This window comes from Salinivibrio siamensis, from assembly GCF_001996005.1.
Lineage (GTDB): Bacteria > Pseudomonadota > Gammaproteobacteria > Enterobacterales > Vibrionaceae > Salinivibrio > Salinivibrio siamensis.
In genome coordinates, this window is the sequence record NZ_MUFB01000011.1 from 62,494 (window position 1) to 87,583 (window position 25,090).

At 49.1% G+C, this 25,090-nt stretch carries 21 protein-coding genes and 1 tRNA gene; 13 read left to right on the forward strand and 9 right to left on the reverse strand.

Features of this window, described 5'->3' with window-relative positions; all coding sequences use genetic code 11:
* Positions 1 to 80: 80 nt before the first annotated feature.
* Complete coding sequence (locus tag BZG73_RS07580) at positions 81 to 944, reverse strand: MIP/aquaporin family protein (RefSeq protein WP_077578464.1); 864 nt, start codon at positions 942 to 944, stop codon at positions 81 to 83.
* A 281-nt stretch (positions 945 to 1,225) separates the two neighbouring features.
* Positions 1,226 to 1,924 carry a riboflavin synthase subunit alpha gene (locus tag BZG73_RS07585; RefSeq protein WP_077668006.1) on the reverse strand — a complete coding sequence of 233 codons (699 nt, stop codon included), beginning with the start codon at positions 1,922 to 1,924 and terminating at the stop codon, positions 1,226 to 1,228.
* Between the two features lie 150 nt (positions 1,925 to 2,074).
* Here BZG73_RS07585 and BZG73_RS07590 point away from each other — a divergent pair, with 150 nt between their 5' ends.
* Complete coding sequence (locus BZG73_RS07590; RefSeq protein WP_077668007.1) at positions 2,075 to 4,249, forward strand: TonB-dependent receptor domain-containing protein; 2,175 nt, start codon at positions 2,075 to 2,077, stop codon at positions 4,247 to 4,249.
* 160 nt (positions 4,250 to 4,409) lie between these two features.
* Positions 4,410 to 5,423 carry a 2-hydroxyacid dehydrogenase gene (locus BZG73_RS07595; protein ID WP_077606719.1) on the forward strand — a complete coding sequence of 338 codons (1,014 nt, stop codon included), beginning with the start codon at positions 4,410 to 4,412 and terminating at the stop codon, positions 5,421 to 5,423.
* Positions 5,424 to 5,509: 86 nt separating this feature from the next.
* Here the strand turns inward: BZG73_RS07595 and yiaY are convergent, their stop codons facing one another.
* Positions 5,510 to 6,658, reverse strand: coding sequence for an L-threonine dehydrogenase (gene yiaY / locus BZG73_RS07600; RefSeq protein ID WP_077668008.1), 1,149 nt, complete (start codon positions 6,656 to 6,658; stop codon positions 5,510 to 5,512).
* Positions 6,659 to 6,943: 285 nt separating this feature from the next.
* Here yiaY and BZG73_RS07605 point away from each other — a divergent pair, with 285 nt between their 5' ends.
* Positions 6,944 to 7,582 carry an OmpA family protein gene (locus BZG73_RS07605; RefSeq protein WP_046075670.1) on the forward strand — a complete coding sequence of 213 codons (639 nt, stop codon included), beginning with the start codon at positions 6,944 to 6,946 and terminating at the stop codon, positions 7,580 to 7,582.
* A 48-nt stretch (positions 7,583 to 7,630) separates the two neighbouring features.
* Here BZG73_RS07605 and BZG73_RS07610 read toward each other — a convergent pair whose 3' ends face one another.
* On the reverse strand, positions 7,631 to 9,187 hold the full coding sequence (locus tag BZG73_RS07610) for a cryptochrome/photolyase family protein (protein WP_235606036.1): 1,557 nt from the start codon (positions 9,185 to 9,187) through the stop codon (positions 7,631 to 7,633).
* Positions 9,188 to 9,335: 148 nt separating this feature from the next.
* Here BZG73_RS07610 and BZG73_RS07615 point away from each other — a divergent pair, with 148 nt between their 5' ends.
* Positions 9,336 to 9,914 (forward strand): hypothetical protein, encoded by a 579-nt coding sequence (locus tag BZG73_RS07615; protein WP_235606037.1) that lies wholly within the window; start codon positions 9,336 to 9,338, stop codon positions 9,912 to 9,914.
* Positions 9,915 to 10,004: 90 nt separating this feature from the next.
* Positions 10,005 to 10,667 (forward strand): glutathione S-transferase, encoded by a 663-nt coding sequence (locus BZG73_RS07620; protein ID WP_077578469.1) that lies wholly within the window; start codon positions 10,005 to 10,007, stop codon positions 10,665 to 10,667.
* A gap of 13 nt (positions 10,668 to 10,680) precedes the next feature.
* Here BZG73_RS07620 and BZG73_RS07625 read toward each other — a convergent pair whose 3' ends face one another.
* Positions 10,681 to 11,301, reverse strand: a complete 621-nt coding sequence (locus BZG73_RS07625; RefSeq protein WP_077668009.1) for a glutathione S-transferase family protein — start codon at positions 11,299 to 11,301, stop codon at positions 10,681 to 10,683.
* A gap of 321 nt (positions 11,302 to 11,622) precedes the next feature.
* On the opposite strand from BZG73_RS07625, the gene BZG73_RS07630 reads away from it, so the two are divergent.
* Positions 11,623 to 13,230: a peptide ABC transporter substrate-binding protein gene (locus tag BZG73_RS07630; RefSeq protein ID WP_046075665.1), complete on the forward strand. Its 1,608-nt coding sequence runs from the start codon at positions 11,623 to 11,625 to the stop codon at positions 13,228 to 13,230.
* A 324-nt stretch (positions 13,231 to 13,554) separates the two neighbouring features.
* Here the strand turns inward: BZG73_RS07630 and BZG73_RS07640 are convergent.
* Positions 13,555 to 13,630: transfer RNA gene (locus BZG73_RS07640), tRNA-Asn, on the reverse strand.
* A gap of 236 nt (positions 13,631 to 13,866) precedes the next feature.
* On the opposite strand from BZG73_RS07640, the gene BZG73_RS07645 reads away from it, so the two are divergent.
* The 3 genes from BZG73_RS07645 (at position 13,867) to BZG73_RS07655 (ending at position 17,224) form a co-directional block, all read left to right on the forward strand.
* Complete coding sequence (locus BZG73_RS07645) at positions 13,867 to 15,741, forward strand: alkaline phosphatase D family protein (protein WP_077668025.1); 1,875 nt, start codon at positions 13,867 to 13,869, stop codon at positions 15,739 to 15,741.
* A gap of 103 nt (positions 15,742 to 15,844) precedes the next feature.
* Complete coding sequence (locus BZG73_RS07650; RefSeq protein WP_046075664.1) at positions 15,845 to 16,084, forward strand: YdcH family protein; 240 nt, start codon at positions 15,845 to 15,847, stop codon at positions 16,082 to 16,084.
* A gap of 12 nt (positions 16,085 to 16,096) precedes the next feature.
* Positions 16,097 to 17,224 carry a PQQ-dependent sugar dehydrogenase gene (locus BZG73_RS07655; RefSeq protein WP_077668011.1) on the forward strand — a complete coding sequence of 376 codons (1,128 nt, stop codon included), beginning with the start codon at positions 16,097 to 16,099 and terminating at the stop codon, positions 17,222 to 17,224.
* On the opposite strand, the gene BZG73_RS07660 is transcribed toward BZG73_RS07655, so the two are convergent.
* The gene (locus tag BZG73_RS07660; protein ID WP_046075662.1) at positions 17,221 to 17,976 is read right to left on the reverse strand and encodes a PilZ domain-containing protein; all 756 of its coding nucleotides are present in this window, start codon (positions 17,974 to 17,976) and stop codon (positions 17,221 to 17,223) included. The genes BZG73_RS07655 and BZG73_RS07660 overlap by 4 nt on opposite strands.
* 133 nt (positions 17,977 to 18,109) lie before the next feature.
* Here BZG73_RS07660 and BZG73_RS07665 point away from each other — a divergent pair, with 133 nt between their 5' ends.
* Positions 18,110 to 19,117: an ABC transporter substrate-binding protein gene (locus BZG73_RS07665; protein ID WP_077668012.1), complete on the forward strand. Its 1,008-nt coding sequence runs from the start codon at positions 18,110 to 18,112 to the stop codon at positions 19,115 to 19,117.
* Between the two features lie 82 nt (positions 19,118 to 19,199).
* Here the strand turns inward: BZG73_RS07665 and BZG73_RS07670 are convergent, their stop codons facing one another.
* Complete coding sequence (locus BZG73_RS07670; RefSeq protein WP_046075660.1) at positions 19,200 to 20,042, reverse strand: 2OG-Fe(II) oxygenase family protein; 843 nt, start codon at positions 20,040 to 20,042, stop codon at positions 19,200 to 19,202.
* Positions 20,043 to 20,236: 194 nt separating this feature from the next.
* Between BZG73_RS07670 and BZG73_RS07675 the strand changes: the two genes are divergently transcribed.
* The 3 genes from BZG73_RS07675 to BZG73_RS07685 all read left to right on the forward strand — a co-directional run bounded on the left by BZG73_RS07675 (position 20,237) and on the right by BZG73_RS07685 (position 23,476).
* A complete protein-coding gene (locus tag BZG73_RS07675; protein ID WP_046075659.1) occupies positions 20,237 to 20,614 on the forward strand; it encodes a glutaredoxin family protein in 378 nt (125 codons plus the stop codon).
* 323 nt (positions 20,615 to 20,937) lie between these two features.
* Complete coding sequence (locus tag BZG73_RS07680) at positions 20,938 to 21,453, forward strand: oxidoreductase (RefSeq protein ID WP_162274050.1); 516 nt, start codon at positions 20,938 to 20,940, stop codon at positions 21,451 to 21,453.
* Between the two features lie 103 nt (positions 21,454 to 21,556).
* The gene (locus BZG73_RS07685; protein WP_077578475.1) at positions 21,557 to 23,476 is read left to right on the forward strand and encodes a putative bifunctional diguanylate cyclase/phosphodiesterase; all 1,920 of its coding nucleotides are present in this window, start codon (positions 21,557 to 21,559) and stop codon (positions 23,474 to 23,476) included.
* On the opposite strand, the gene BZG73_RS07690 is transcribed toward BZG73_RS07685, so the two are convergent.
* Complete coding sequence (locus BZG73_RS07690; protein WP_046075657.1) at positions 23,473 to 24,831, reverse strand: hypothetical protein; 1,359 nt, start codon at positions 24,829 to 24,831, stop codon at positions 23,473 to 23,475. The genes BZG73_RS07685 and BZG73_RS07690 overlap by 4 nt on opposite strands.
* Positions 24,832 to 25,090: the final 259 nt, after the last annotated feature.

The window sequence follows — 25,090 nt, forward strand, 5'->3', positions numbered from 1 at the left end:
CGCGCCATGTGTCATTGCACATTGCTCAATGTCGCGCATTGCTTTATTTCATGCTGAGCGCCATTGGACACAGTGCTAGGTTAGGCGTTGACTTCTCGCGTCTCCGTTTCAGCCAGCTCATCGTCGTCACATTGGTTAGGGATCGTACAGCCATGTCCTGCTTGGGGCAGATATGGGGCAATCGCTTTCGGATACAGCCAACCGCCAAAGCAGGCACCCAAAATAGGGGCAACAATAGGGACAATGAAGTACGGGATATCACGCGCGCCCGTCAGGGCATAGTCCCATCCAGCGAGGTAAGCAAACAGCTTCGGACCAAAGTCACGCGCTGGATTCATCGCAAACCCGGTCAATGGACCCAAAGAGCCACCAATGACGGCAATAAGAATACCGATTAGCAGCGGATTCATTGGACCACGAGCCGCACCATTGTTTTCATCACCCAGTGCGAGAATACCGAACATCAGTACCGCAGTGATCACAAACTCTACCGCCATGGCGCCCGTAAATGACAAGGCAGGATGCGCATAGGTCGAGAAGATCCCCGCCGTCGACAAGGCCTCAGGGCTACTGCGCACCATGTTGTTTGCCAGCTCAAACTCGACAAAAAGGTTACTATAAAGGCTATAGACGAGCGCAGCCGAGGCAAACGCGCCAAGCATTTGTGAAATGATGTATGGAACAACTTTACTCTTATCAAAGCCGTGGAACGCGGCGAGTGCAATGGTGACCGCGGGGTTAATGTGCGCGCCGGACACCCCTGCGGTACAGTAAATGGCGATGGCGACACCAAAGCCCCATACAATACTGATTTCCCACTGACCAAAGTCAGCGCCGGTGAGCACTAAAGCGGCCACGCAGCCCACACCAAAAAAAATGAGTAAGCCCGTGCCGATAAACTCGGACACGCACTCTCCTAATAGAGTCGACGATGCCTTTTTCATATGATTATCCTTGTCACTGTTAGTAGGGTTACACGTTCAAAACCACACTATCATTTTGCATAATCACAGCATCTCGAAAACAAACTCACAACAAAAATGAGCGTTCGAGCATAATTTTATGTCTCAATACTGACATTTTTGTTAACCACATCATCATTTGAGCAAGTTCGCGCACAAAGTGAACAAGTGGAGCTTGGGCAGCTTGGAAGGCAGGCGGCGCGTCGCTCGCCCCGCCTGTTGCGGCATTAGCCGGCTGGAGAGAATGTTTGCTATTTGTTAATTCATGGTTGCTTAGCGATACCGATGGTATCTAGATCAATCCCCTGCTCTTTCGCAAGCGATTCGAGTACGGGAAGTAAAGGACCCAATTGCTCATTGAGCGTCTCGCGCACCGTGTCGACCATGACTTGCGTCTGGCGCTCGATTTCGAGATTCACTTGATCCCCTTCCACCTTTCGCTCGAACGTTGTCATTCGACGTGTTTCAGGAATAAGCCAAACGTCAAACCAGCCTTGGTCTTTGTTCGCCTCTGCGATGGTCAAACTCGCACCATTGATGGCAATATAGCCTTTGGAAAAAACATAGCGCATCCATTCAGGCTGTACCGAAAAGCGCAAACGATAATTTTCTTCTTGTACCAGCACATCGGATAAGGTCGCACGGCAATCCACGTGTCCAGATAACGGATGTCCACCAATTTCAGCGCCATCTTTCGCGGCACGTTCAGCATTCACCGCATCCCCAGCTTTGATGCTTTTTAGTGTCGTAATCGCGAGACTTTGTACCATCACATCGAAGCGAACCAGCGTTTGTTCAAGCTGCTCAGTCACTGTCAAGCACACACCATCGATGGCGACACTGGCTCCTACCGCTAACCCCTCACAAAAACCATCCGGGAAACGAATATCGAATGTTCGAATACCTTGATGATCGCGGCAAACTTCAATATGTGCCACCGCTTGAATAATTCCGGTAAACATGGGCATATCCTATTGAGCATTTCCCAGTATCATACTGCTTGGCAACAAAAATGACCAATGCATAACTGATAATCAATCTCATTAACATTGCTAGTTACCCAGAGCTGGCGTATAGTGCGCGCTTTTATATGTCAGTGAAGTAGTATCAATATGCCATATCGCTCTCTACGTTTTTCCATTTTGGCAGCCTTTGCCGTTAGTGCCCAAACCGCCAGTGCGACCACAAACTCCTCTTCTAGCCGCATTGAAACTATAGAGATACAAGGTGAGCAATTAAACCACCCTATCACCCTCACCTCACCCGGAAAGTCGACGTTAGAGCTAGACGATATCCAACGTGAACAGGCGCATAATATCGGAGAATTGGTAATGAAGATGCCTGGCGTCTCACTCGACGCTGGCGCACGTCCAGGCAGTGAACGTATCAATGTGTGGGGCTTTTCGCATCCCTCGGCACTGTCTGTTCGGGTCGATGGTGCCCCCGTCGGCTTTCAACAGTATCGCTATGGTAGCTTTTTCATCGATCCTCAGTTACTACGATCCGTGCGCGTGGTAAGAGGCGATCATAATGTGCGTGCCAGTGTGGGGGCTTTTGGTGGCAGCTTTATCATGGAAACCAAAGAAGCGGCTGACTTTCTTGACCCTGATTCGTCGATTGGCGCGATGGCTCAAGCCGGCTTCAACAGTGTGAACCAACAATGGAAGCGCAGTGTGACCACTTATGGTGCTTCTGACGCTGGTTGGTCAGTGCTGTTGCACGGCTCTCGACGTGATGCCGATGATATCGAACTGGGCAACGGTGATGTCTTTACGTTCTCTGGCTACCGTCAACACAGTTTGCTGGGTAAGATTCGCTACCAGTCAAACGCGCACAATATGATGCTCAGCCACACCCGCTATGACGACCAAGGGAGAAAGCCGTGGGCGAATCGTCGCGGCACCATGCCTTCAATTAGTGATTACAAAATCAATAAATATGGTAGCTACGAAGCCGCATTATTCGCCACCTCAGTAGATAATCACTATCGCGAATATACCAGTACGTTGAATTATCACTATCAACCGTTTAACGACAATATCGACACCCGTGTCGTGATCGCGCATTCACAAAACCATCGCTATTGGGAGCGCCCAGATAGTACCTATCAGTCTTACATCACATCAGGCCAATACGGCCACCAAGTCTGGTTGTCCTATGAGCGTTGGTTTGCCGAGATCACCAATACCAGTTACCTCGGTGATCACGAAGTCATGATCGGGGCCCAGTATCAAGATCAAGACCGAGACTCACACGTCTACAACCATACGTATCGTAAAAAGCCATCGAAAAACAACGGCTACTACACACCCAACTTTGAACCATCGGGCGCGCAACAAACAGCCAGTGTGTTTGTACAAGATAAGTACTTTATTCCCCCAGATCTCGAACTCACCGCCTCACTTCGCTATAGCCATATTCGATCACAAGGTGTGCCAAACCCAGCGCCTGATTACAACGATCCATCAGTCGGCCATGATTACAGCGCTATCAGCCACCAAGGCTGGGAGCCCCGTGTTGCATTGACTTATGATGTCAGTGCATCAACACAGCTTAAAGCGGCTTATGCCTATGGAATGAAAGCGCCAACCATTGACGAGTTATATACGGTGCAATATGCCAAGGCCTCAAAACGGGCATCTTCAAGTCGCGACCTTTCCGTCACTCGTATCAATGCGTATCTGTTGGGCTTGTCTGATAAACGTCAAAATGTGTTAACTGCAGGCGATCATCTCGCCTCCGAAGTCACACTATTCTGGAATGATATTATTCATGATGTTGCCCAGCGCCGAGGTGTCAATGCGACCAAGCAAAAAGAGGGCTATTACACCAACTTGGACGGGCGCTATACCTACGGTTTCGACGCACAACTGCAATATCGTCTCGGCAAGTGGTCTGCCGATGCGTCTGTCTCTATGGTGCGAGGTAAACACAAAGGTTCGTTGCGCGATAGCACTGGCGACGACGAATACTGGTATGAAAACCCACCACTCAATGCCATGTTAGGAATTGGGCACCAATTAACGGATACCATCCAAATCGGGTGGCAAGGACAATACTGGGACGAACAGGACCGCGTTCCTAACGAGCCTTCTTTACACACAGCCAACGTAGCCAGTGACGCCTACTTTTTCCAAAACCTGTATGGAGAATGGAAACCCAGCGATGATTTCGTGCTTCACGCAACCATCGTCAATCTTACCGATCAGTATTACACGCCTTATCTGTCTGCCGGTGTGCCAGCCGCTGGCCGAGATATCCGCATTAATGCCACGATGCGTTTTTAACCAATCGGGAGAAGCCCAACTCGCAAAGCCGGACACACGTTCGGCTTTGTCCGTTCATGCTGGCACAATTACCCTTAAATATTTAAGGGTTTATTTTTGATGGAAATCACGTTATTGATACACATCACATTTCCTCCTCGACAGCTTCGGAGGCTAGTTAATGACGACCATTGCCGTATTTAGCGCCAAATCTTATGACAAGGCCGCCTTCTCCCATGTGAATGCTGCGTTTGATTATACGTTTGAGTTCCATGATTTCTTACTCACTGAAAAAACCGCCAAAATGGCGCAAGGTGCGCAAGCCATTTGTGCTTTCGTGAACGACGACCTTTCTCGACCTGTTTTAGAAATTCTGGCAGATTCAGGGGTTTATTTAGTTGCATTACGTTGCGCGGGGTACGATCGTGTCGATTTGGATGCTGCCAAGTCGTTGGGCATCACCGTGGTCCGTGTCCCCGCTTACTCGCCTGAGTCGGTCGCCGAGCATACGGTTGGCATGATGATGTGCCTCAACCGCCGTTTTCATAAAGCATACCAACGCACCCGAGACGCTAACTTTGAGCTGGATGGTTTAGTTGGGTTTAATTTCCATGGTAAGACAGCTGGGATCATCGGCACGGGCAAAATCGGTATTGCTACCATGCGCATTCTTAATGGGCTAGGCATGCGTATTCTCTGCCACGACCCCTATGAAAACCCCGAAGCCATTGCGCTTGGTGCTGAGTATGTCTCGAAAGAAACGCTGTATGCCCAAAGCGACATTGTTTCCCTGCATTGCCCAATGTCTCAAGATAACTATCACTTGCTTAGCGCCGACGCCTTTGCGCAAATGAAAGATGGCGTGATGATAATCAATACCAGCCGAGGCGAGCTACTCGACTCGGTTGCCGCCATTGAGGCACTTAAACAGGGGCGCATCGGATCGTTGGGACTCGATGTTTACGATAATGAGCGTGAACTGTTTTTCCAAGATAAATCGAATGATGTGATTGTCGATGATGTGTTCCGTCGCCTTTCAGCCTGTCACAACGTGCTGATCACCGGCCACCAAGCGTTCTTGACCAAAGAAGCACTGCACAATATCGCCGAGACGACTTTAACCAATATTCAAACCGTTCTGGGCGGGCAAACCTGTCAAAACCAGATCGCTGAAGTCGAAGATCGCAGCGATTAACCTCGCGTGTTTCACGGATTCACCCATATAACAGGCCTGGATATTCAGGCCTGTTTCCGCTCAATGATCACGGGATAACGTCAGTGCTACATGGCTTCCATAAAAATCTTGGCGATTTCGTCGTGTGTTGCTTGTTTCGGGTTAGTGAAGCCACACGCATCTTTCAACGCATTTTCAGTCAGCACATCAATATCTTCTTGTTTGGCACCTAATTCATTCAAGCCAGCTGGAATTCCTACGTCCGTTGAAAGCGACTGAATGGCTTGGATGGCGGCTTTCGCCCCCTCATCGGCCGTCATATTCTCCGTATCCACGCCCATTGCGGTGGCAACATCACGCAAACGCGCGGCGCAAACCTGCGCGTTATAGCGCTGAACATGAGGCAACAATACGGCATTGCACACGCCATGCGGCAAGTCATAAAAGCCACCAAGCTGGTGAGCCATCGCGTGAACATAACCCAGTGACGCATTATTAAATGCCATGCCCGCCATAAACTGGGCGTAGGCCATTTGCTCGCGCGCGTCGATGTTTTGTCCATCCGCCACAGCGGTGCGAAGATTCTCTTGGATTAACGTCATCGCTTTTAACGCCACTGCATCGGTAATGGGTGTCGCGGCGGTAGACACATAGGCTTCAATCGCGTGAGTGAGCGCATCCATACCTGTGGCCGCCGTTAATGAGGCGGGTTTAGCCAACATTAACTCAGGGTCGTTGACCGAAATGATAGGGGTGGTGTGCTTATCCACAATCGCCATTTTGATATGACGCGCTTCATCGGTGATGATACAAAAACGTGTCATTTCCGATGCCGTTCCTGCCGTTGTATTAATCGCGATAAGCGGCAACTGCGGTTTGGCAGATTGATCAACCCCCTCATAGTCGCCTATTTGCCCGCCATTAGTCGCCACCAGGGCAATCCCTTTAGCGCAATCGTGTGGTGAGCCACCACCGAGTGAAATCACGCAATCACACTGGCTCTCTTGCAACAAGGCCAGACCTTGCGCCACGTTATCAGTCGTCGGGTTCGGCTGTGTGCCATCATAGACCACACAATCGACCTGCCGGCTATCAAGCAGTGTGGCTATTTGTTTTACCACACCAATTTGACTCAATACCTTATCTGTCACGATCAGGGCTTTTTTGAATCCGTGTGACTGAATCGCGTCTGCCGCTTCTGCAAGGCACCCTGCCCCCATAAGGTTAACGGCTGGGATAAAGAAAGTGCTCGACATGATCGTTGGCTCCTTTTGTAGGGATAACAGGGTTGTCACAGAGACTGTGCTCCCCTTTTGATTTGATGCCTTTTTGTAACACGTGGTTTGTTCGTCACATTTTGATCCAGCGCAATTTGCTTGACAGGATGCAGAGCTAAAAAGGCAGAATTGAGAGTTGTGTCATCGGCGTGCTCAATATCGTTTAAAACGGCAGCAACAATTCATTTTTTTGACACTTTCTTGAAGAACACTGTCTAACGTGCGATAGGTTATGGTAGCTAACGCGTAAATAGAGAGAAGACAATGGGAAAAAAATACAAACTCACCGCTGTGGCAGTATTGACGGCATCTTTGGCGCTCACCGGGTGTGAATCGATGTCTAACACCCAAAAGGGCGCAGCCATTGGTGCCATCACCGGGGCTATCGCGGGTAAATCGACATCCAATCATAAGGATAAGCGCGCATTTATTGGGGCCGCGATTGGTGCCATCGGAGGGGCTGCGGTCGGCAACTACATGGATAAACAAGAGCAAGCTTTCCGTGAGGAACTGGCTGGTTCTGGCATCCAAGTGGTCCGTGAAGGGGATAATATTCGCTTGATTATGCCGTCAAACATCACGTTTGGGCTTGACCAAGACGCCATTGCTGCCGACTTTTATCCGACCCTCAATGCCGTCGCTAAAGTGATGCGTAAATACGATAAAACCTTTTTAAGCATTGAAGGGCACACGGATAACACCGGTGCCGCCTCTTACAACCAACGCTTGTCAGAGCGCCGTGCAATGAGTGTTAAGGGCTACCTTGCCAGCCAATCGATTGACAGCGCACGCCTGTATACCTCGGGATTTGGTGAAACCCGTCCTCTGGTCGCGAACAACAGCGCCTCAAACCGCGCCTTGAACCGTCGCGTCGAGATCCAAGTCGTTCCTAATACCCAGTAATCATGAGTCCGGCGCGTTCATCGTACGTGAGCGCGCCGAATAAACAGACTACAAAGCATCTAAGTTTTCGAGCAACGCTTCTGCATGACGTAAGATGCCATCACGCTGGGTCGGCGCCATTTTGTCCCAATTTCTATAAGGCATTGCTGTACGCGGGTTATGCGCAAATCGCTCGCGATGCCGATGCATAAAATGCCAATAAAGTGCGTTGAGCGGGCACGCTTTCTCGCCGGCTTTGTCCTTCACCGAATAATGACAATCACCGCAATAATCACTCATGCGATGAATATAGGCCCCACTGGCGGCATAAGGCTTAGTCGCCACAAGCCCGTTATCGGCAAACTGGGTCATCCCTCGGGTGTTAGGCATCTCAACCCACTCAATCGCGTCGATATAAATCAACAAATACCAATCATCTACCTCATCCGGCGCGACGCCCGCCAATAGGCAAAAGTTGCCCGTCACCATTAAGCGTTGGATATGATGCGCGTATGCGGTCTGCAAGGATTGCGTGACCGCCTGTGAGACACAACGCATTTTGGTATCGCCCGTCCAAAAAAAACGAGGAAGCGGCCGCTGCGCGGATAATGCGTTCTTGTTAGCGTAGGCAGGCATGTTTGTCCAATATACCCCGCGTATATACTCTCGCCAGCCTAGAATTTGACGCACAAACCCTTCAATTTGAGCAAGGTTAATCGCCTCCTCCGCTCGAAAGTGGCTAATCGCCGTTTCAATCACCTGCATTGGATGCAATAGCTTGGCATTTAACGCAAAGGATAGACGGCTGTGATAGAGGCTCCATTGGTGTTCGCTTTGCCCTGTCATAGCGTCTTGGAATTGACCAAACAGGGGCAGACAGTGACGACAAAAATGATCCAACAACGTTTTAGCCTGTGAACGGGTCACAGGCCAGAGCAAGTCTGGCGCAGGCTCTCCGATCGTCGCCACGTGATGCCGTTCAATACGCGCCAAAATATCGCGTACATCATTGCTAAATATTAAGGGGGTTGGAATAGCCGCTAAATCACTTTTCTTGAGTTTATTACGATTGTCTTGATCGAAGTTCCACCGCCCTCCCTCTGGAGATTCTCCCTCCATCAAAATGCCAAACTGCCGTCGCATATCGCGATAGAAATACTCCATTTTGCGATGTTTATTGGCAGTGAACTGCTTGGATATTTGATCGAACGGCAGTAAAAAGTGCTCGGTATCCACGCATGTCACTGTGACAGGCTGGGGTAAAGCCATCTCTTTTAATTGCTCGTCTAGCCGGTATTCGTCCGGGCGTTGATATTCAAACGTTTTGATCTGATAGTGCTCGCACAGATCAGCCACTAACGCCGGTAAGTTTTCGTAATTTTGCGTGTCATCCAAGGTTAGGTAGCAAACATGATGCCCCGCTTGACTCAGGGCATGGGAAAACGCTTCCATGCCAGCGAAGAAAGCGCACACCTTTTGGATATGATGTTTGACATAGGTTGCTTCTTGCTTGAGCTCGGCAACAAGATACAGCACATTTTCATCGGTCTTTTTGTACCATGAGTGGCTGGCGTTGAGTTGATCACCTAACACAAGACGCAACGTTGAGTACTGGCTATTGGTCACTGGCACCTCGGTATTTATCAAATAAGCTTTAAGCGATACGCAGCAAACCACATTTTCGATGATTAACCCTGGCGGGTGCTTGAATCTTAGGGAAAACCCTCTACATTAGAGCCAGTATTGATCACCCATGCGGCGGCGAGGCGAGGCGATGAGAGCATTCTTTGTCGGGCTTTTTTTACTCCCAATAGCAATGATAGTGGCTGAGCCAGCGCGTGCCATGAATGAACCGGCAAGCCAATTTGTTCAAGATCTTCGCTTTCATGGCTATATCGACAATTATGGCAATGTGAAACTTCGCTTTGCCCCGATTACCGCTTTACCGGCAGGTTTTAAGACCAAAGGTTACTTGGATATTGAAGCCAGTGATATCGTACGTCTCCCGCGTGGGCTTGATATTGGTGGTTACTTTAATGCCGCCAATACAGCAATTAGACAACTCCCAAGAATGAAAGTGGGGGGATATATCAACCTCACCAATACCGCCATTAACCGCCTTCCTCCTAATTTAGTCGTGCGGGGTGATTTAAGCCTCGTCAACACACCGCTTACGCAATTACCGCGCCGTTTGTTTGTGGAAGGAAATCTATACCTGACAAATTCACCCATTGAGCGCATTCCTGACGATATCTACGTAGGCGGAAATCTCTATATCCGCGGTACCAATATCCAGTCAGTCAGCCCCGATCTTCGTATTGAAGGCCAGGTGCTTCCTTCTTTAAATCAATGATCTCGCGCTCGGCGTTGATCGAATTAGTTGTCAATCCGTACGTTAATCCCGAGCCTAGTTTTTAAATTACAGTCAAAAAAACGGTCCACTATGATTATCTTACATCATCTAGAGCAATCGCGATCGCAGCGGATTGTCTGGTTATTAGAGTCGCTGGCGATTCCGTATCAGCTGGTACGTCACTACCGTGATCCAAAAACCAAACTTGCGCCTCGCGAACTGAAGAAGATACACAGTTTAGGGAAAGCACCCATCATCGAAGACGGCGATGTGGTGATTGCCGAGTCAGGGGCGATCATTGAATATCTTATCGACAAGTACGGCGATGGCACGCTAACCCCCAACACGGATAAAGAAAAGGGCCTGTACCGCTATTGGATGCATTATGCGGAAGGCTCCCTGATGCCGCCGTTGGTGATGTCTTTGATCTTTAGCAAGATCCCAGAATCACCGATGCCATTCTTTATTCGTCCCGTGGCAAAAAAGCTGATGAAAGGCGTCACTGAACAGTTTCTCGCCCCTCAGCTTCGCGATCATTTTGCGATGATTGATTCACATCTCGCCAAACACACCTGGCTGTGTGGAGATACGCTAACAGCGGCCGACATTCAGATGAGCTTTCCGTTACTAGCGGCGCGCAAGCAATTGGATGCTCAAAAGCACGCCAATATTCTTCGCTACCTTGAACACGTTGAGCAACAGCCTGGGTATCAAAATGCCTTGTGTGTTGTCGGCCCTCTACAAGCGTTATAAAACCACCCAACGCTTATGTGGGCAGCGTTGATGCTGCCTGCATCACCCAGCGTTGATAACCGGGTCGGTCACTCAATTGTTGATACCAACGGGAAACATTGGGTGGTAGCACCCAGTCGCTTTGCTGGCTAAGGCAATGGATTAAACTTCCCACGGCAATATCTGCCAACGTCATGCGATCTGAGGTGAGATACAGCTGGTCGTCGAGTGCATCATTGACTCTCTCTAACTCATAGCGGCATTGTTCCATCGCCCGTTGCTTCGCTTGCCCCTCATCGGAACCGTCAGGGGTAGAGGCAAACAAAGCGGCTTTGATGACTGGCTGGAAAGAAGACAAACACCAGTCCATCCAGCGCTCATAACAGGAACGTTGAAAGGCACAATCGGGATACCACATTTTATTGCCGTAACACGCGACGAGATAACGCAATATAGTGTGTGACTCCCAAACACTATTGGAACCATCTTCGAGCACGGGCACCTGGCGCATCGGACACCGCTGTGCGACCGCTTGCGCATCGTGCCGATTGTGGTGAATATCCACTTCTTCTAGCGCGATACTTAAATCTAACTCATCGATTAGCCACATCACTTTCTGAACATTAATCGATAGCGGGTGCCCATAAACTTTCATTTTGCTCTCCTTGTCACGCGATAAAGCAGTTCCTTGCTCGGCTGCACCTTCGAGGCTCGCACAATCCTTTTTCCATAGCAAGTAATCGGGTAGATCAGCCAAAAACCTCAAGACTTGACCAATAATGCACCACAACAGCAACAGGTTGCACCTCGTTATAAGCTTTTTGTGATGTTTCCTTCTGAAACGGATACGCCAAATTACGGTGGGCTTATCCAGCTATGTCACATTTCTTTCATCACGTATTGGCCTACCCGGGTATCAGCGTTAATCTATTGATTGTTAAGACTTATTAACAAAACACTCAACCAAGGAAGGATTATGAAAACAACGGTATTAGCCAGTGCGCTAGCACTCGCATTGAGCGGCTCGGCGCTTGCCGCGCAAGTCCCTGATGACGTCACCCTTGCCGAAAACCAAACGCTTATCTGGGGTGTCGCGGGGGAAGTACCCACGTTAGACCCTACCAAGTCCAGTGATACCGCCAGCAATAAAATCATCTCGGATTTGTTTGAAGGATTGATGGTACGCAATCCAAATGGCGACGTCGTACCTGGCCTCGCCAAAGACTGGGAGGTAAGCGAAGACGGGCTCACCTATACATTCCACCTTCGCAAAGCAAAATGGTCTGACGGTGAGCCCATCACCGCAGACGATGTAGTGTATACGCTACAGCGTGTGGTTGACCCGGTCACTGGCGCGCCTTATGCCTGGTACCTAGGGACTGCCAATATCCAAAATGCCAAAGCGATCACCGACGGTGAAAAATCCGCTGAGCAGCTTGGCGTCAAAGCCATCGACGATCACACGGTAGAATTTACCCTTGAGCGCCGCACGCCCTACTTCCCGAATATGCTCACCCACTCGTCCACCTATCCGGTGCCACAGCATGCATTGGAAGCTTTTGGTGATAGCTGGACCCGCCCAGATAACATGGTCAACTCAGGCGCTTACAATCTCACCAACTGGGTCATCAACGAACGAATTGATTTAGCCCGTAACCCACTTTATTGGAATAACGACGAAACGGTGATTGATAAAACCTCGTATGTCGCTTCCAGTGATGTCAACGCTGAATATAACCGCTACCGTACCGGTGAAATTGATATCACTTCTAGTTTTCCACTTGAGGCCTTTGATCAGATTAAAAAGGAACGCCCTAATGAACTGATCACTATGCCGTCTCTGGCGACTTACTATTATTTGTTCAACACAGAGAAAGCGCCCTTTGACGATGTGCGAGTCCGTAAGGCGTTGTCGTATGCGATTGATAGAAACATCATTACCGACATTATCCTCGGTCAGGGCCAGCTTCCGGCATATAGCGCCACACCGCCAGCCATCAACCATTTTGAGCCACCTAAGCTCGAGTGGGCGGAAATGAGCCAAGATGAACGCTATCAAAAAGCCAAAGCCTTGCTGGCAGAAGCCGGCTATACCCAAGATAACCCACTGGAATTTGAGCTGGTCTATAACACCATGGAGTCACACAAAAAACTGGCGTTAGCCGTGACGTCTATGTGGAAGCGTCATCTTCCTGTCAATGTCAATTTGGCCAATCAAGAGTGGAAAACTTTCTTACAAAAAGTCTTACAAAAAGACTTTGATGTCGCCCGCGACGGTTGGATAGGTGATTACAACGAAGCGTCCACGTTCCTGAGCTATTTCAGTAGTGATGGTATGAACAAAACCAGTTGGGGCAATGAAGATTATGACAAGGCACTTGATCAGGCTCTAACGGTCGCGGAGCCCGAGAAGCGAAAAGCGTACTACCAAGAGGCAGAGCGTATTTTCGCCCGTGACATGCCGGCGATCCCATTGTATTTCTATACCCGTAGCGTGATTAAGAGTCCGAAAGTGGGCGGGTATAACACCGATAACCCCAACAAGCTAAGGTATACACGTAACCTGTATATCACCAAAAATTGATCGCCTCTGAATAAAGGCAACCTATCAATGAGGCCAACGCCACGCTCTGACGCGTGGCGTTTTTATTCATACGCACAAACAAAAAAAGCGCCAGCCTTTCGGCTAGCGCTTCTTTTTAATTTGGCTCCCCCAACTGGACTCAACGGGGGCGCCCAGCCCAGTGACATATTCCGCGCAGCGGAACAGTTAAAAAAATTTGAGAGCCTTGATTGAAACGACTCTCCGCACGACAGACTAGATTCCAAGGTTATTCAAATTCGCGAGAACACTTTGGGAATTCGAACAAAAAAGCGCCAGCCTTTCGGCTAGCGCTTCTTTTCAATTTGGCTCCCCCAACTGGACTCGAACCAGTGACATACGGATTAACAGTCCGCCGTTCTACCAACTGAACTATGGGGGAATCGTCTTTTGCGACAACGAGCGAGATGATAGGCAATCCATTATCTCGGTGCAACCCTTTTTTCAATAAATCCCCACACACTCGGCTCGAATGGCTAAAAAGGCAACAAATCAGACGATTAAACTATCGTCTTTGCACTGACGTAGGTAAAAGTGCAAATATACAACCCAGTAGCTGACTTCGAGGACTCAGAGACATTGGATAAAGACGCACTCCCACTGTTTATTGCCGGCCCCATGCTAAGACGTACCACACAGCATGAAGTGACCTTATGGTCAGTGCTAACACAAAAGCCCGATGATGGTACCGTGTCCGTTTATCAGCACCACCAGATATTAGCATCCATGCCATTGTCAGCCGGGCATTGGTTTCGTATTGGCGAGCGCGCGTGGGTCGTGCTTCATCATCTCCGGTCAGCCCATGGGTTTCCCGTCGATAGCCCATTGTCATACGACATACAGATCAACCACAGTGGAATGGCAGACATCCAACCGGAGCTCTTGTATGACAACGAGCAAGCTCCCTCCTTTTGTATTCCCTCAAAAGCCACCCACATCGCGCATGGCTCATGCCGACACCCACACCACCACTGCGATGATGCCCTCGTCACTCTCGACCAACACTTGGCCACGACCCCCATGACACACTGGCCTAATATGTTGATTATGAGTGGGGATCAAATCTACGCAGATGACGTCGCCACGCCGATGCTGCAGCGTATTCGCCGGTTAATTGCCGTATTAGGCCTTAAAAATGAGTATTTCGAGGCCGCGCCCATTGTCGACTGCCGTGCCTTGGATACACACCCTGACAGCTATGTTCAACGCGGCAAGCTCCTCCCTAGCCAGCGCGCGGAAAAGGGCGGCCGTTTAGAGAGACTGTTTGGTCAACCACTGCCTATTTTTACATCCAAAACCGTCTCCAATCACTTGATAAGCTTTGCAGAACACGTCGCCATGTATTTGCTGGTTTGGGCGCCCGCTTCTTGGGCGCTAACAGACGGACCTCATCTTCATTCCCCTAGTCAACTGACCGACAGTCAACGCGAGCGCTATCAACAAGAAACACTCGCACTCAATGCGTTTCGTTCCGGTTTAACCGGCGTGCAGCGACTATTCGCACACCTATCAACCTATATGATCTTTGATGACCATGACATCACAGATGATTGGAATATCACCGTCGGTTGGGAGCACGCCGCGTATCTCAATCCCTTTTCTCGTCGTATTATCGGCAATGGCCTGATGGCTTACTGGTTGTGCCAAGGTTGGGGCAATGCGCCCGATAACTTTAACCAAGACTTTATCACTACCGCCCGCCAAAGCGCCTATCAGCCCATGAGTGTTTGCGATCTGGACACACAAACAGCGACGCATCAGGCCATGGTGGAGCAATGTCTACGCTTTGAACACTGGCATTACACGGTGCCAACGACGCCACATCTCGTTGTGTTAGATACACGCACTCGTCGCTGGCGATCCGAGTCACGAATGAATAAACCGTCGGGCCTGATGGACTGGGAAGCGCTGATGGATTTTCAACATGATCTGTTAAGGCATGATAGCGCGGTGATCGTCTCTGCCGCACCCATGTTCGGTGTTAAGTTTATTGAAGTATTGCAACGAGTCGCGACCTGGCTGGGCGCGCCGACTGTCGTCGATGCGGAAAACTGGATGGCACACCCAGGGAGTGCCAATACGCTACTCAGTATTTTTCGCCATCAACGGACACCCACCAATTATGTGATTTTATCTGGGGATGTGCATTACTCGTTTGCTTATGATATCCGAATCCGATTTCGCACCCATAGTCCGCGTTTGTGGCAAATAACTGCCAGTGGTTTCAAAAACCGCTTCCCCGAGCCACTGCTCAGCTTTTGCGAGTGGTGCGATCGCGTTTTATTCAGCCCACTGTCTCCACTGAATTGGCTCACGAAACGTAAGCGTATGCGCATTGACCGGCGCGACCCTGATACGCCAGGCCCGAAGCGTCTCGTCAATGCCAGCGCCGTGGGATTGGTCACCCTGAATGAAGATGGCTCTCCACGCACCATTAGCCTTCTGAAGACCGATGGTCAACGCGTCTCTTTTCCGGAAAAGACAAACACATAGACAGCTCGCCTGCTACATCACGGTGATTATCATCGATGAAATTTGGATAATCGCGGTAAGCAGGCCTAACCTTATTAAAGGTAGGCCGATAACAGGAGGTTTTATGCAAGGAGAAAACCACGCACTCGTTTTTGATTTCCCAGAGCACCGCGATCGTATCCATCATCTGAAACAATATGACCCAGCGTTTCAGCTCGATGCACAACGCTACCATCAACTCGATCATCATATTCGTGGTTTAGAGATGAACCAAATCCCTACCAGCGACGATGTTTTTACCGCCATGAAACGACAGCGCGCGCACCTCAAAGACCGTCTATACCAAAAACTACGCACGCACTAACAGGAGCTGACAATGCATATGTTGCATCGACTCTGCCTGTTGGTTCTTTGCCTAGGCATTGTAGGGGCGACCCACGCGAAAACCATCAACACGGAGGCAGTGAACCTTCGTGTTGAAACACTGAAGTCCGGTTTTTCTCACCCATGGGGGATCACTGAACTTCCGGATGGCGATCTGCTCATCACTGAGCGAAACGGTAACCTGAAGCGCTTAACCCCCAATGGCCTGGTCGTCTCCATTTTAGGTACCCCGAAAAACGTGTTTCAAGAGGGGCAAGGGGGGCTATTAGATATTGCTTTGGCGCCTGATTTTGCGACCAATCAGCGTTTATACCTCTCTTATGCCGCCGTCGACGAGCAAGGGCAGGCAGGTACTGAGGTAATGGTGGCCACACTGTCTAAGGATGTACTGATTGACAGTCGCGTTATCTTTAAAGCCCTTCCCAAGCGCAGTGGCGGGCGCCATTTTGGCAGTCGTTTATTAGTCACGCCTGAGTATTTGTATATTACCCTCGGTGACCGAGGACATCGTGATCGCGCTCAATTCGCTGATGATCATCTTGGCACTCTTGTGCGCCTTCATCATGACGGCACCGTGCCCGAGTCAAACCCTTTTGTCCAAACACCGAGTAAGCAATCGGAGGTCTTTAGCTTCGGGCACCGGAATATCCAAGGTATCGCGTTAGATAACAACGGCACCCGTATTTGGGCACATGAGCACGGCCCCCAAGGTGGCGATGAACTCAACGTAATCCTCGCCGGTGAAAACTATGGCTGGCCAACCATTACACATGGCGTTAACTATGGGCTAGGCACACAGATCGGAGAAGGCACATCCAAGCCTGGCATGCGCCAACCTGTCTATTACTGGGATCCCTCTATCGCACCATCAGGCATGACGATGGTGAACAGCCAGCAGTTTCCGATGTGGCAGGGGGATTTACTGCTCGGGTCGTTAAAGTTTGGCTTGCTAGTAAGGCTAGAGCTGGAGAACGGCCAAGTCAGGCATGAAGAGCGAATGTTAGAGGGTCAGTTTGGCCGCATTCGCGATGTGATCCAAGCACGTGATGGCAGTTTACTCATCCTCACCGATAGAAGAAACGGCAGTATACTGCGTGTCACACCATTACCTCAGTCTTAGATAGAAAGGCTGGAGGTAAGCTCGCCGTCATTGTGAGGTATTGACAGACGATAAAGCTCACCATCGTAGTCTAAATTGGTGACTAACCACGCGCTTCGTGACTTAGAACGGTCGTCGAATTTAAGCCCACAATGATAACGCTCACCTTTAAGGCGGTGACTCAATATCACGCCGCTCATTGTCAACGCTTGGCTGGCAGGGATACCTGTCAGGCTAAGCGCTGCATTTTGCTCCTCATCAATCTGCAAGCCAATCGCACGGTAAGAAAACAAGCACCCGCCCACAGAGAGATCGTGTATCGTCACGGGCACGCTGGCTTTACCGTCTATATTTAACGCTGCAGAGAGCTCGACATTAAAACGCTTGTCTTGGCGCAAAGGCGTGGCGCTCGCACCGTCACGCACAAGCTCGACACATAAAAGGGTATGGTGAGCTTCCATCAAGCCTTGTACTTTTCCACCAAATCGAATCAGCGATCCATCGGCAGAAACACCATGAAGACGTAAACTATAACCCGCCCCAAAGTACTGCTTTTTCTGTTGGCTCGACAGTTTAGGCAGTTGCAGATAACAAAAACGTTGTCCATCACTGCCAATCAACAACCCATTAAATCGGAACAAAGCTTTAGTAGGCGTCTGAATGTGAACACGCACCAAGGTTGCCACCCCCAACTTAAGTACCGCGTGAGTCACAGCTAAAGCGATGGCTTCTTGGTTTTTTTCTATCGCATTAAGTTGCTCTTTTCTTGGCATAATGGCGTTCGTTATCGTCCGCTAATAGGGATTTCAGTGTTTTTATTAAGATCGGTTGCGTTGAGTATAGATCGCCCTATTCGCCCATGTTACTTTTTCGATACATAAAGCACTCATCTATCAAGGACACATCATGAAAGGGACGCTAAAGCGGCTACTGATAGGCTCAATACTGGCCTGCTCCCCCCTTGCCCAAGCCAGCGATGACGCGGCATGTGGCAAGGTCTCTATCGCGGATATGAATTGGAACTCAGCCACACTCATGGCACATGTTGATCAATTTATCTTAGCCCATGGGTATGGGTGTGATGCTTCTCTTGTCCCAGGCGACACCATGCCTACTGGCGTCTCAATGACAGAAAAAGGCGAGCCTGATATTGCCCCAGAGTTTTGGACAAACTCACACAAAGCTATGTTGGATAAAGGCGTGCAAGAGGGACGGTTAAGGTATGCAGGCGATGCATTCTCACAAGGTGGCAACGAAGGCTTTTGGGTACCCAAATACATGGTCGATCAACACCCCGAGTTAGCGACCATTGAAGGTATCAAAGCGCATCCAGAGCTGTTCCCTCACCCTGAAGACCCTGACAAAGCCGCCTTTATGGGCTGCCCGGCGGGGTGGACATGTCAAATCTCAGCCCAGCACATTTTTAACGCCCTTGAATTGGACAAAGCCGGCTTTGAAATTGTCGACCCAGGCTCTGCGGCAGGCTTAGCCGGTACCATCGCACGAGCCAATGAGCGAAAAAACCCTTGGTTTGGTTATTATTGGGCGCCGACCCCTGTGATGGGAAAGTATGAAATGGTTGAAGTCGATTTGGGTGCCGATGTCAATTTAGCGCACTACAAACAATGTATCACCCAAGCGGACTGCCGTTCACCCCAGGTCACCGCATTTCCCACCTCTCCCGTGCACTCACTAACCACAGCATCATTTGCTGAGCAAGCGCCCGCGGCATTTAACTATATCAGCCGCCGTGAATACGATAACCAAGTAATGAGTGACATGCTGGCTTGGATGGATACCTACCAGGCAGACGGTGAAATAGCCGCAGACGAGTTTCTTCGCCGCTACCCTGCCGTTTGGCATCAATGGGTTGATGCACAAACCGCGCAACGTGTCGAAGACGCGCTGCGATAATGGTAGCGCATACACGGTGGGAAACGTAAACAGACATGACTTGCCGAGCGTCAAACATGACCTCGGCAAGCATAAAAGTGTGTTACTCGATCACGCCAAGCTCACGGAGGCGTTCCATCAAATAGCTGTTAGCCGTATGGCGCTCAGACAGTACAACATCTGGCTTAGGGTGCAAAAATAGCGGCAGCGAGATACGCGCTTTGGTTTTATCCGCACCTTCCGGGTTCACGACACGGTGAGTGGTAGAAGGGAAATAACCGCCGGATGCTTCTTGAAGCATATCACCAATATTGACGATTAAATTACCAAAATCACAAGGGACATCTAACCAGCTCCCATCTTTCGCTTTCACTTGCAAGCCAGGCTCATTGGCAGCAGGCAATATTGTCAGCAAATTAATGTCTTCATGAGCAGCCGCTCGAATCGCCCCAAGCTCTTCATCACCCTTTAACGGCGGGTAGTGTAAGACACGCAATAAGGTCTGTTGGCTACCATTAATCATGCTGGAGAGTGGTTGCGAGAAGTGTTGGCTTATATCTGATGGGGATTGGCGCTCGACCCACGAGAGCAAGGTTTCCGCTAAATGTGTAGCATGCTCGTAATACGACTGTAAATTGCCTCTCAAGGCGTCTGGACACTGTCCCCATGGGTAATAATGAAAGAACTCTTTCAGATCACGCTTGGTATGGCCTTTCGCGGTCTCTGCGACTTTTGAGGGAAAAAAGCCGTCTTGCGTGTCGGGCTTATAGGTAAAGCGGTGCTTGTCTTCGGTATTAAAAAAACCTTCCCATTGCTGATAGATATCGGCGACCCATTGTTGCTGTAATGGGTGATTTTTTAATACACCAAAACCTGTTTCACGTAGGGATTTAACAAACGCCTGCTCTGCATCAGGCGCAGTAAAGTCAATGGCTTGCAGTGTCATAATGCTCTCGTAATCGTTTGCTTTTTATCATGAGGTAAGTGAAACAATAGTTTAACAGGCAGGTTAACGGGTACAATGCCATCCTGTTTTTAGAGAGAAACGCTTTGTTTCTATAAGGGCACAATCTAACCTCAAGATAGGCAAACGTGTATCACGTGTTACACTCTATGCCGTTGTCAACGCATGGAGGTTATATGGGCGTTATTCGTTGGATCCTAGGTAAAATTATTCTGGTTGTAGAGTCATTGACCCAACCTAAATCCCCTCAATTAAACGCAGCGCAAAAGCAGGCGATGGACACATTGGCACAGCAGGTCACTCTATATCAATTCGCGGCCTGCCCCTTTTGTGTAAAAGTGCGCCAGGCAAGCCGAAAACTCGGCTTACCGCTTCAGACCAAAGACGCGAAGCGCAACATGGATGCCAGAAAAGAGCTTGAACAAGGGGGAGGGCGAATCAAAGTACCCTGTTTGCGTATCCAACAGGCAAACGGCGAGGCGCGCTGGATGTACGAATCGGATGATATTATTGCCTACTTAAACAAACAGGCGACACCAATTATCGAAAAATAATTAGACACCCGCCAAGCTAGCGTCTATGTTTTTAGTGACAAGACTCCTTCGCTTGCCCCTTGTTGCCCGACCGGCTTATGCCTTTTATCGGGCTTTGCTAAACTGCCCTAGCCCTATGCGTGGGCAGTTTTCTTTTTCAATTCAACAATAAATCTCGTGACTGTGTCTGATCGATTTACACGATCCACCCACCCTTACTACGGGAGAAATGGACCCTTTCCCATTTTCCTTCGGAGCGTATATCATGGCGGTCACCGCTCTGTCTTGAGTTAGGTTCAATCACAAACTAGCTTTAAAAAGATGGAGATAATAAGGAGTGTGACATGACAACGTACGATCCCAGATATACTATCCGCAAAAGCCGTTATACCGACCAACTCATTTTGCTAGCGTTGTTGTGTCTCATGCTGGTCAGTCATGCTGTCGAAGCAAGACCGATTTTGACCATTTATGGTGATGTCGCCAAGCAATCCTTTACTCGTGAGGAGCTGATGCAGCTGGCTGACCGCACAATTGAAACGGAAACCCCTTGGACGGAAGGTCAGCAGGTTTTTCTCGGTGTGTCAGCACAAAAACTGTTAAAAACGTATGACAAGCAAGGCCATGAATTGAAAGTTCACGCCCTCAATGATTATTGGTCCAAAATGCCGACTGACGAGATTAATAAGTACAACCCTGTTTTCGCCATCAAGAAAAACGGCGAGTGGATGCCTATTCGCGACAAAGGGCCGATTTGGGTTATCTACCCATTATCCGAATTTAATCAGTACGATAATGAGATTTTACACAGCCGTATGGTGTGGCAAGTTAACCATATCGAAATATTAGAAAAAGAATAACAACAGCCCTATTGGCTCAACCACGGTTTTTGCCTACTCCACGAGCTTCCCGACTCAACCACAAGCAGCTAGGCAAAACACAGCAGTAAAGGAATATATTGATATGGTAAAGCGCCCTCTAATCGGTTTCATCATTTTTGCATTTACCACGTTAGCCTTCGCGGCCTCAGCGCTTTACCAGTTTCATAATGCCTACGCACGACAGGCACTGCATACCCAATTGTCAGCATGGGCTTTAGCACAAATGGAGCTCGAAACCTTAGAGTTTCGTAATGAGCTCGCCTTGTACCTCGCCACGGCCTCAGACAAACAGTCCCTTGTCCTGTCTTATGACATCCTATGGAGTCGTTATGACACGTTTTTAAGCAGCCAAGAGGCTGCGCCCATGCGTCGAACGTTTGATGCCCAGCCCGTGGTACAACGTGCTTTTCGTTTAATTCAGCAACATGAGCAAGCGGTATTGAACGGTGACCGGCAGCGACTTTCTGGCCTTCTTCATGAAATGGATATTGTGCTGCCTCAGGTACGAAATCTGATGGTCAATAATTTTACCGGGCCGGCAGCTATCGAACAGCGTGAATTTTTACAAGACCAAATAAAAACCATGTACGCGGCCATCATTATACTGATGTCGTTATTGATTTTTTTCGCCTTTCGCCTCTATCGCAATAGTAGCAAACAGCAAAAAATGGCATGGCACGATAGTCTCACTGGCCTACCCAATCGCAATTACCTTTTGGAGTATCTCTACAAAGCAGCACATAAAAAACAAATACATACCTTATTGCTGATCGATGTTCGTCGTTTTAAAGACATCAATGACCTGATGGGATACGAACAAGGCGATGTCGCGCTAACACAGTTAGCCAATGAATTAAAAAGCATGTGTTTGCCTTACGGTTATCCTTGCGCGCGGATCAGCAGTAATGAGTTTGCGGTTCTCGCATACACCGACAATCGTCAGCTGAGCTTCTTTACTCAGCCTTTGTGCAACGCGCTGCGAAGCGCGATCGACAGTGTCTACCCAGGCCATCGATTAGCGGTGGCTATTGGCGTCGCAAAGAGCCTCGATTTGGATGACAATGTCATTAGAAATCATCGTCAGTTTGCCAATCAACTGTTAAACAACGCGGACCTTGCACTGATGAAAGCCAAACGAGCGCCTGTGACGCAAGACAGTGTTGATATATTTAAAGCGGAGTACGAACAAGAAGCGAAGCAACGTCGTCAATTACGCGATGAGCTCAAGGCTCACCTTGACGACCCTTATCAAGAGACACTCTATGTATTGTTTCAACCCATGGTGGCAGCGACGTCAAGACGCCTTGGCTGTGAGTGTCTGATTCGCTGGGACCATGCTGAGTTTGGTCCCATTGATCCAGAGCTCATCGTCAATGTCGCCGAAGAGTCAGGCCTGGGTCGGAGATTAGGCGCCTGGCTTTTGCGTCAAGTTTATCTGGCATTAAATACCGAATGGCAAACCATTAATGACCGCATTGATATTGCGATTAACCTGTCTGACTCGTTTTTCAACGAGTCCTTGATTGCCGATGTAATCACTGTATTTGCCGATCACCCAGAACAACGTAAACAACTGATTTTTGAGGTCACAGAGACAATGACCATCGACGATATTGGTCGCTTCAATCTGCTGATGAATCAACTGCGCGACGTCGGTATTCGGATAGCGCTGGATGATTTCGGCACGGGTTGGTCATCCATGTCGGTACTCAGCCACCTTAGTTTTGATAAAGTCAAAATTGATCGCTCATTTGTCACCGGCATGGCCAATACACCGCGCCAGCATGTGTTAGTCGATACCATTTGTCATATGGCCCATCAGCTCGATATTCGCGTGGTCGCCGAAGGCGTCGAAACACAAGAACAACTCACCAGCCTAAAACAGATGGGCGTTGACGAATTCCAAGGCTACTTCTTCGCCAAACCGCTATCCGCACTGGACTTTTATGCTTTCTGCATCGATCACTTAAATCATAAAGACAAGTTATTGATGAATGATTAATCAAACACTTCTTCTATATCGACCACTTTTGAGCGGTTAACCGTAATTTTCCAACGCTGATACACCGTCGGCTGCCCTTTTAACCGCTGACAACTAATAAGGTTGAATTGATGCCGCTTTTCAACCGAATCTTTGAGTACTTGGCCTTCATTAAGCCGATATAAGCGCTGACTACCACGGTCCATAAGGCGAGAAAAAGAGCGGAAATCAAATTTCCACACGTCACGAGTGGTGTCATAACCCGACAAAAAACGGGTTGTCTCTAACTGTGTTTTCACTTTAAGACGCACTACCGCCTCTTCCCTTTGACGCAGTTTGCCACGACGCAATTTCTTCACTTCATCGGGTAGGGCAGCAAAATCCATATAATCTAGCCACTCTAACTGCCGACCTATTTGTCGATTGGATGTGGGGTCAATAAAACGTTTTCGCCACTTGGGACGTCCTTTACGAATCCAGCGCCACAACGCGTCACGTAAATCATCTTTAAAGATCTCTCGCAATGCATACACACCCGCCATGGCCAACACGAACGATAGGGTGATTTCGCCTAAATATTGACGTGCACGGACAATAACAGTGGTGACAAACAACATCACAAACGCCGTCGCGGACGCTTTAGCCAGTTTGTTAAGGTTTTTACCTAGCGCCTGCGGCACTTGGCGAATCGTCACGGGAAACTCAATCAAGCGGCGCGCCAAGCGCATCTTATTGACCATACGAGTGGGATCGCGCCGTGCTTTATCCGAGTTATAACGGTTAACGAGGCGGTGTGCCTCTTCAGCTTGGCACAATTCAATCAATTGCTGGCGTACCCCCTTGTAGACGTTTCCACGCGGCATATGGGCTAATAACGACAGAAAACGTTGCTCCGTCAACCAAGATAAATAGTTGTCTATATTATGGTAATACTTGAGTAGCTTGGTATTTTGCGGTTTGTAGCGCCGGAGTCGCCGTAAAATCTCCACCGCCATCTCTATCGTATCTTCTAACTGCTCTAACGCTTGTTCATCCTCTAGCCCAGAAACGGATTCAAAAAAATCGTGCGTCGCTTTTTCGAGCGATAAGGCATACTGATACGCATAGAGACTTAAGCTCACTCGATATTGTTCGGTTGGCAGTTTGTCACGACTGGCTAGGCGAGCATGTACCAAGGGCAGATGATAACGAGACGTAAAATACGTTCGACTATTGGCGAGGACACGGTAGTAAAACTCATCTTCAGAAAGCACATGCTTACCAAACTTAAGCTCACCAGGGACGAAGAGATAAAACTCGACCTCTTGGGCACTGACTTCCTCATTGAGCACAGCCACCCTGACTGATAAGCCCTCATGTTTGTCTACTGTGATCACGACTGCTCTCCTGTGAACGCCAATAAATTTGCTACCAAGCCGATCCCCCATAATACGCGTACGACCAAGGTGTTACGAGTATCGCACATTTACCGCAACACAAGTGAAAAACCGCCATATCGCGTCAATCAAACTGGTCGTTTTTTGCTCAATCGATCGTCTTGGGGTTGCTCTCCACGACTCACGCGTACTGCCGCCATTGCCTACAAAGAAATTAACGGGGTTATCCACAGGTACAGTAGATAACTTTACAATCCAA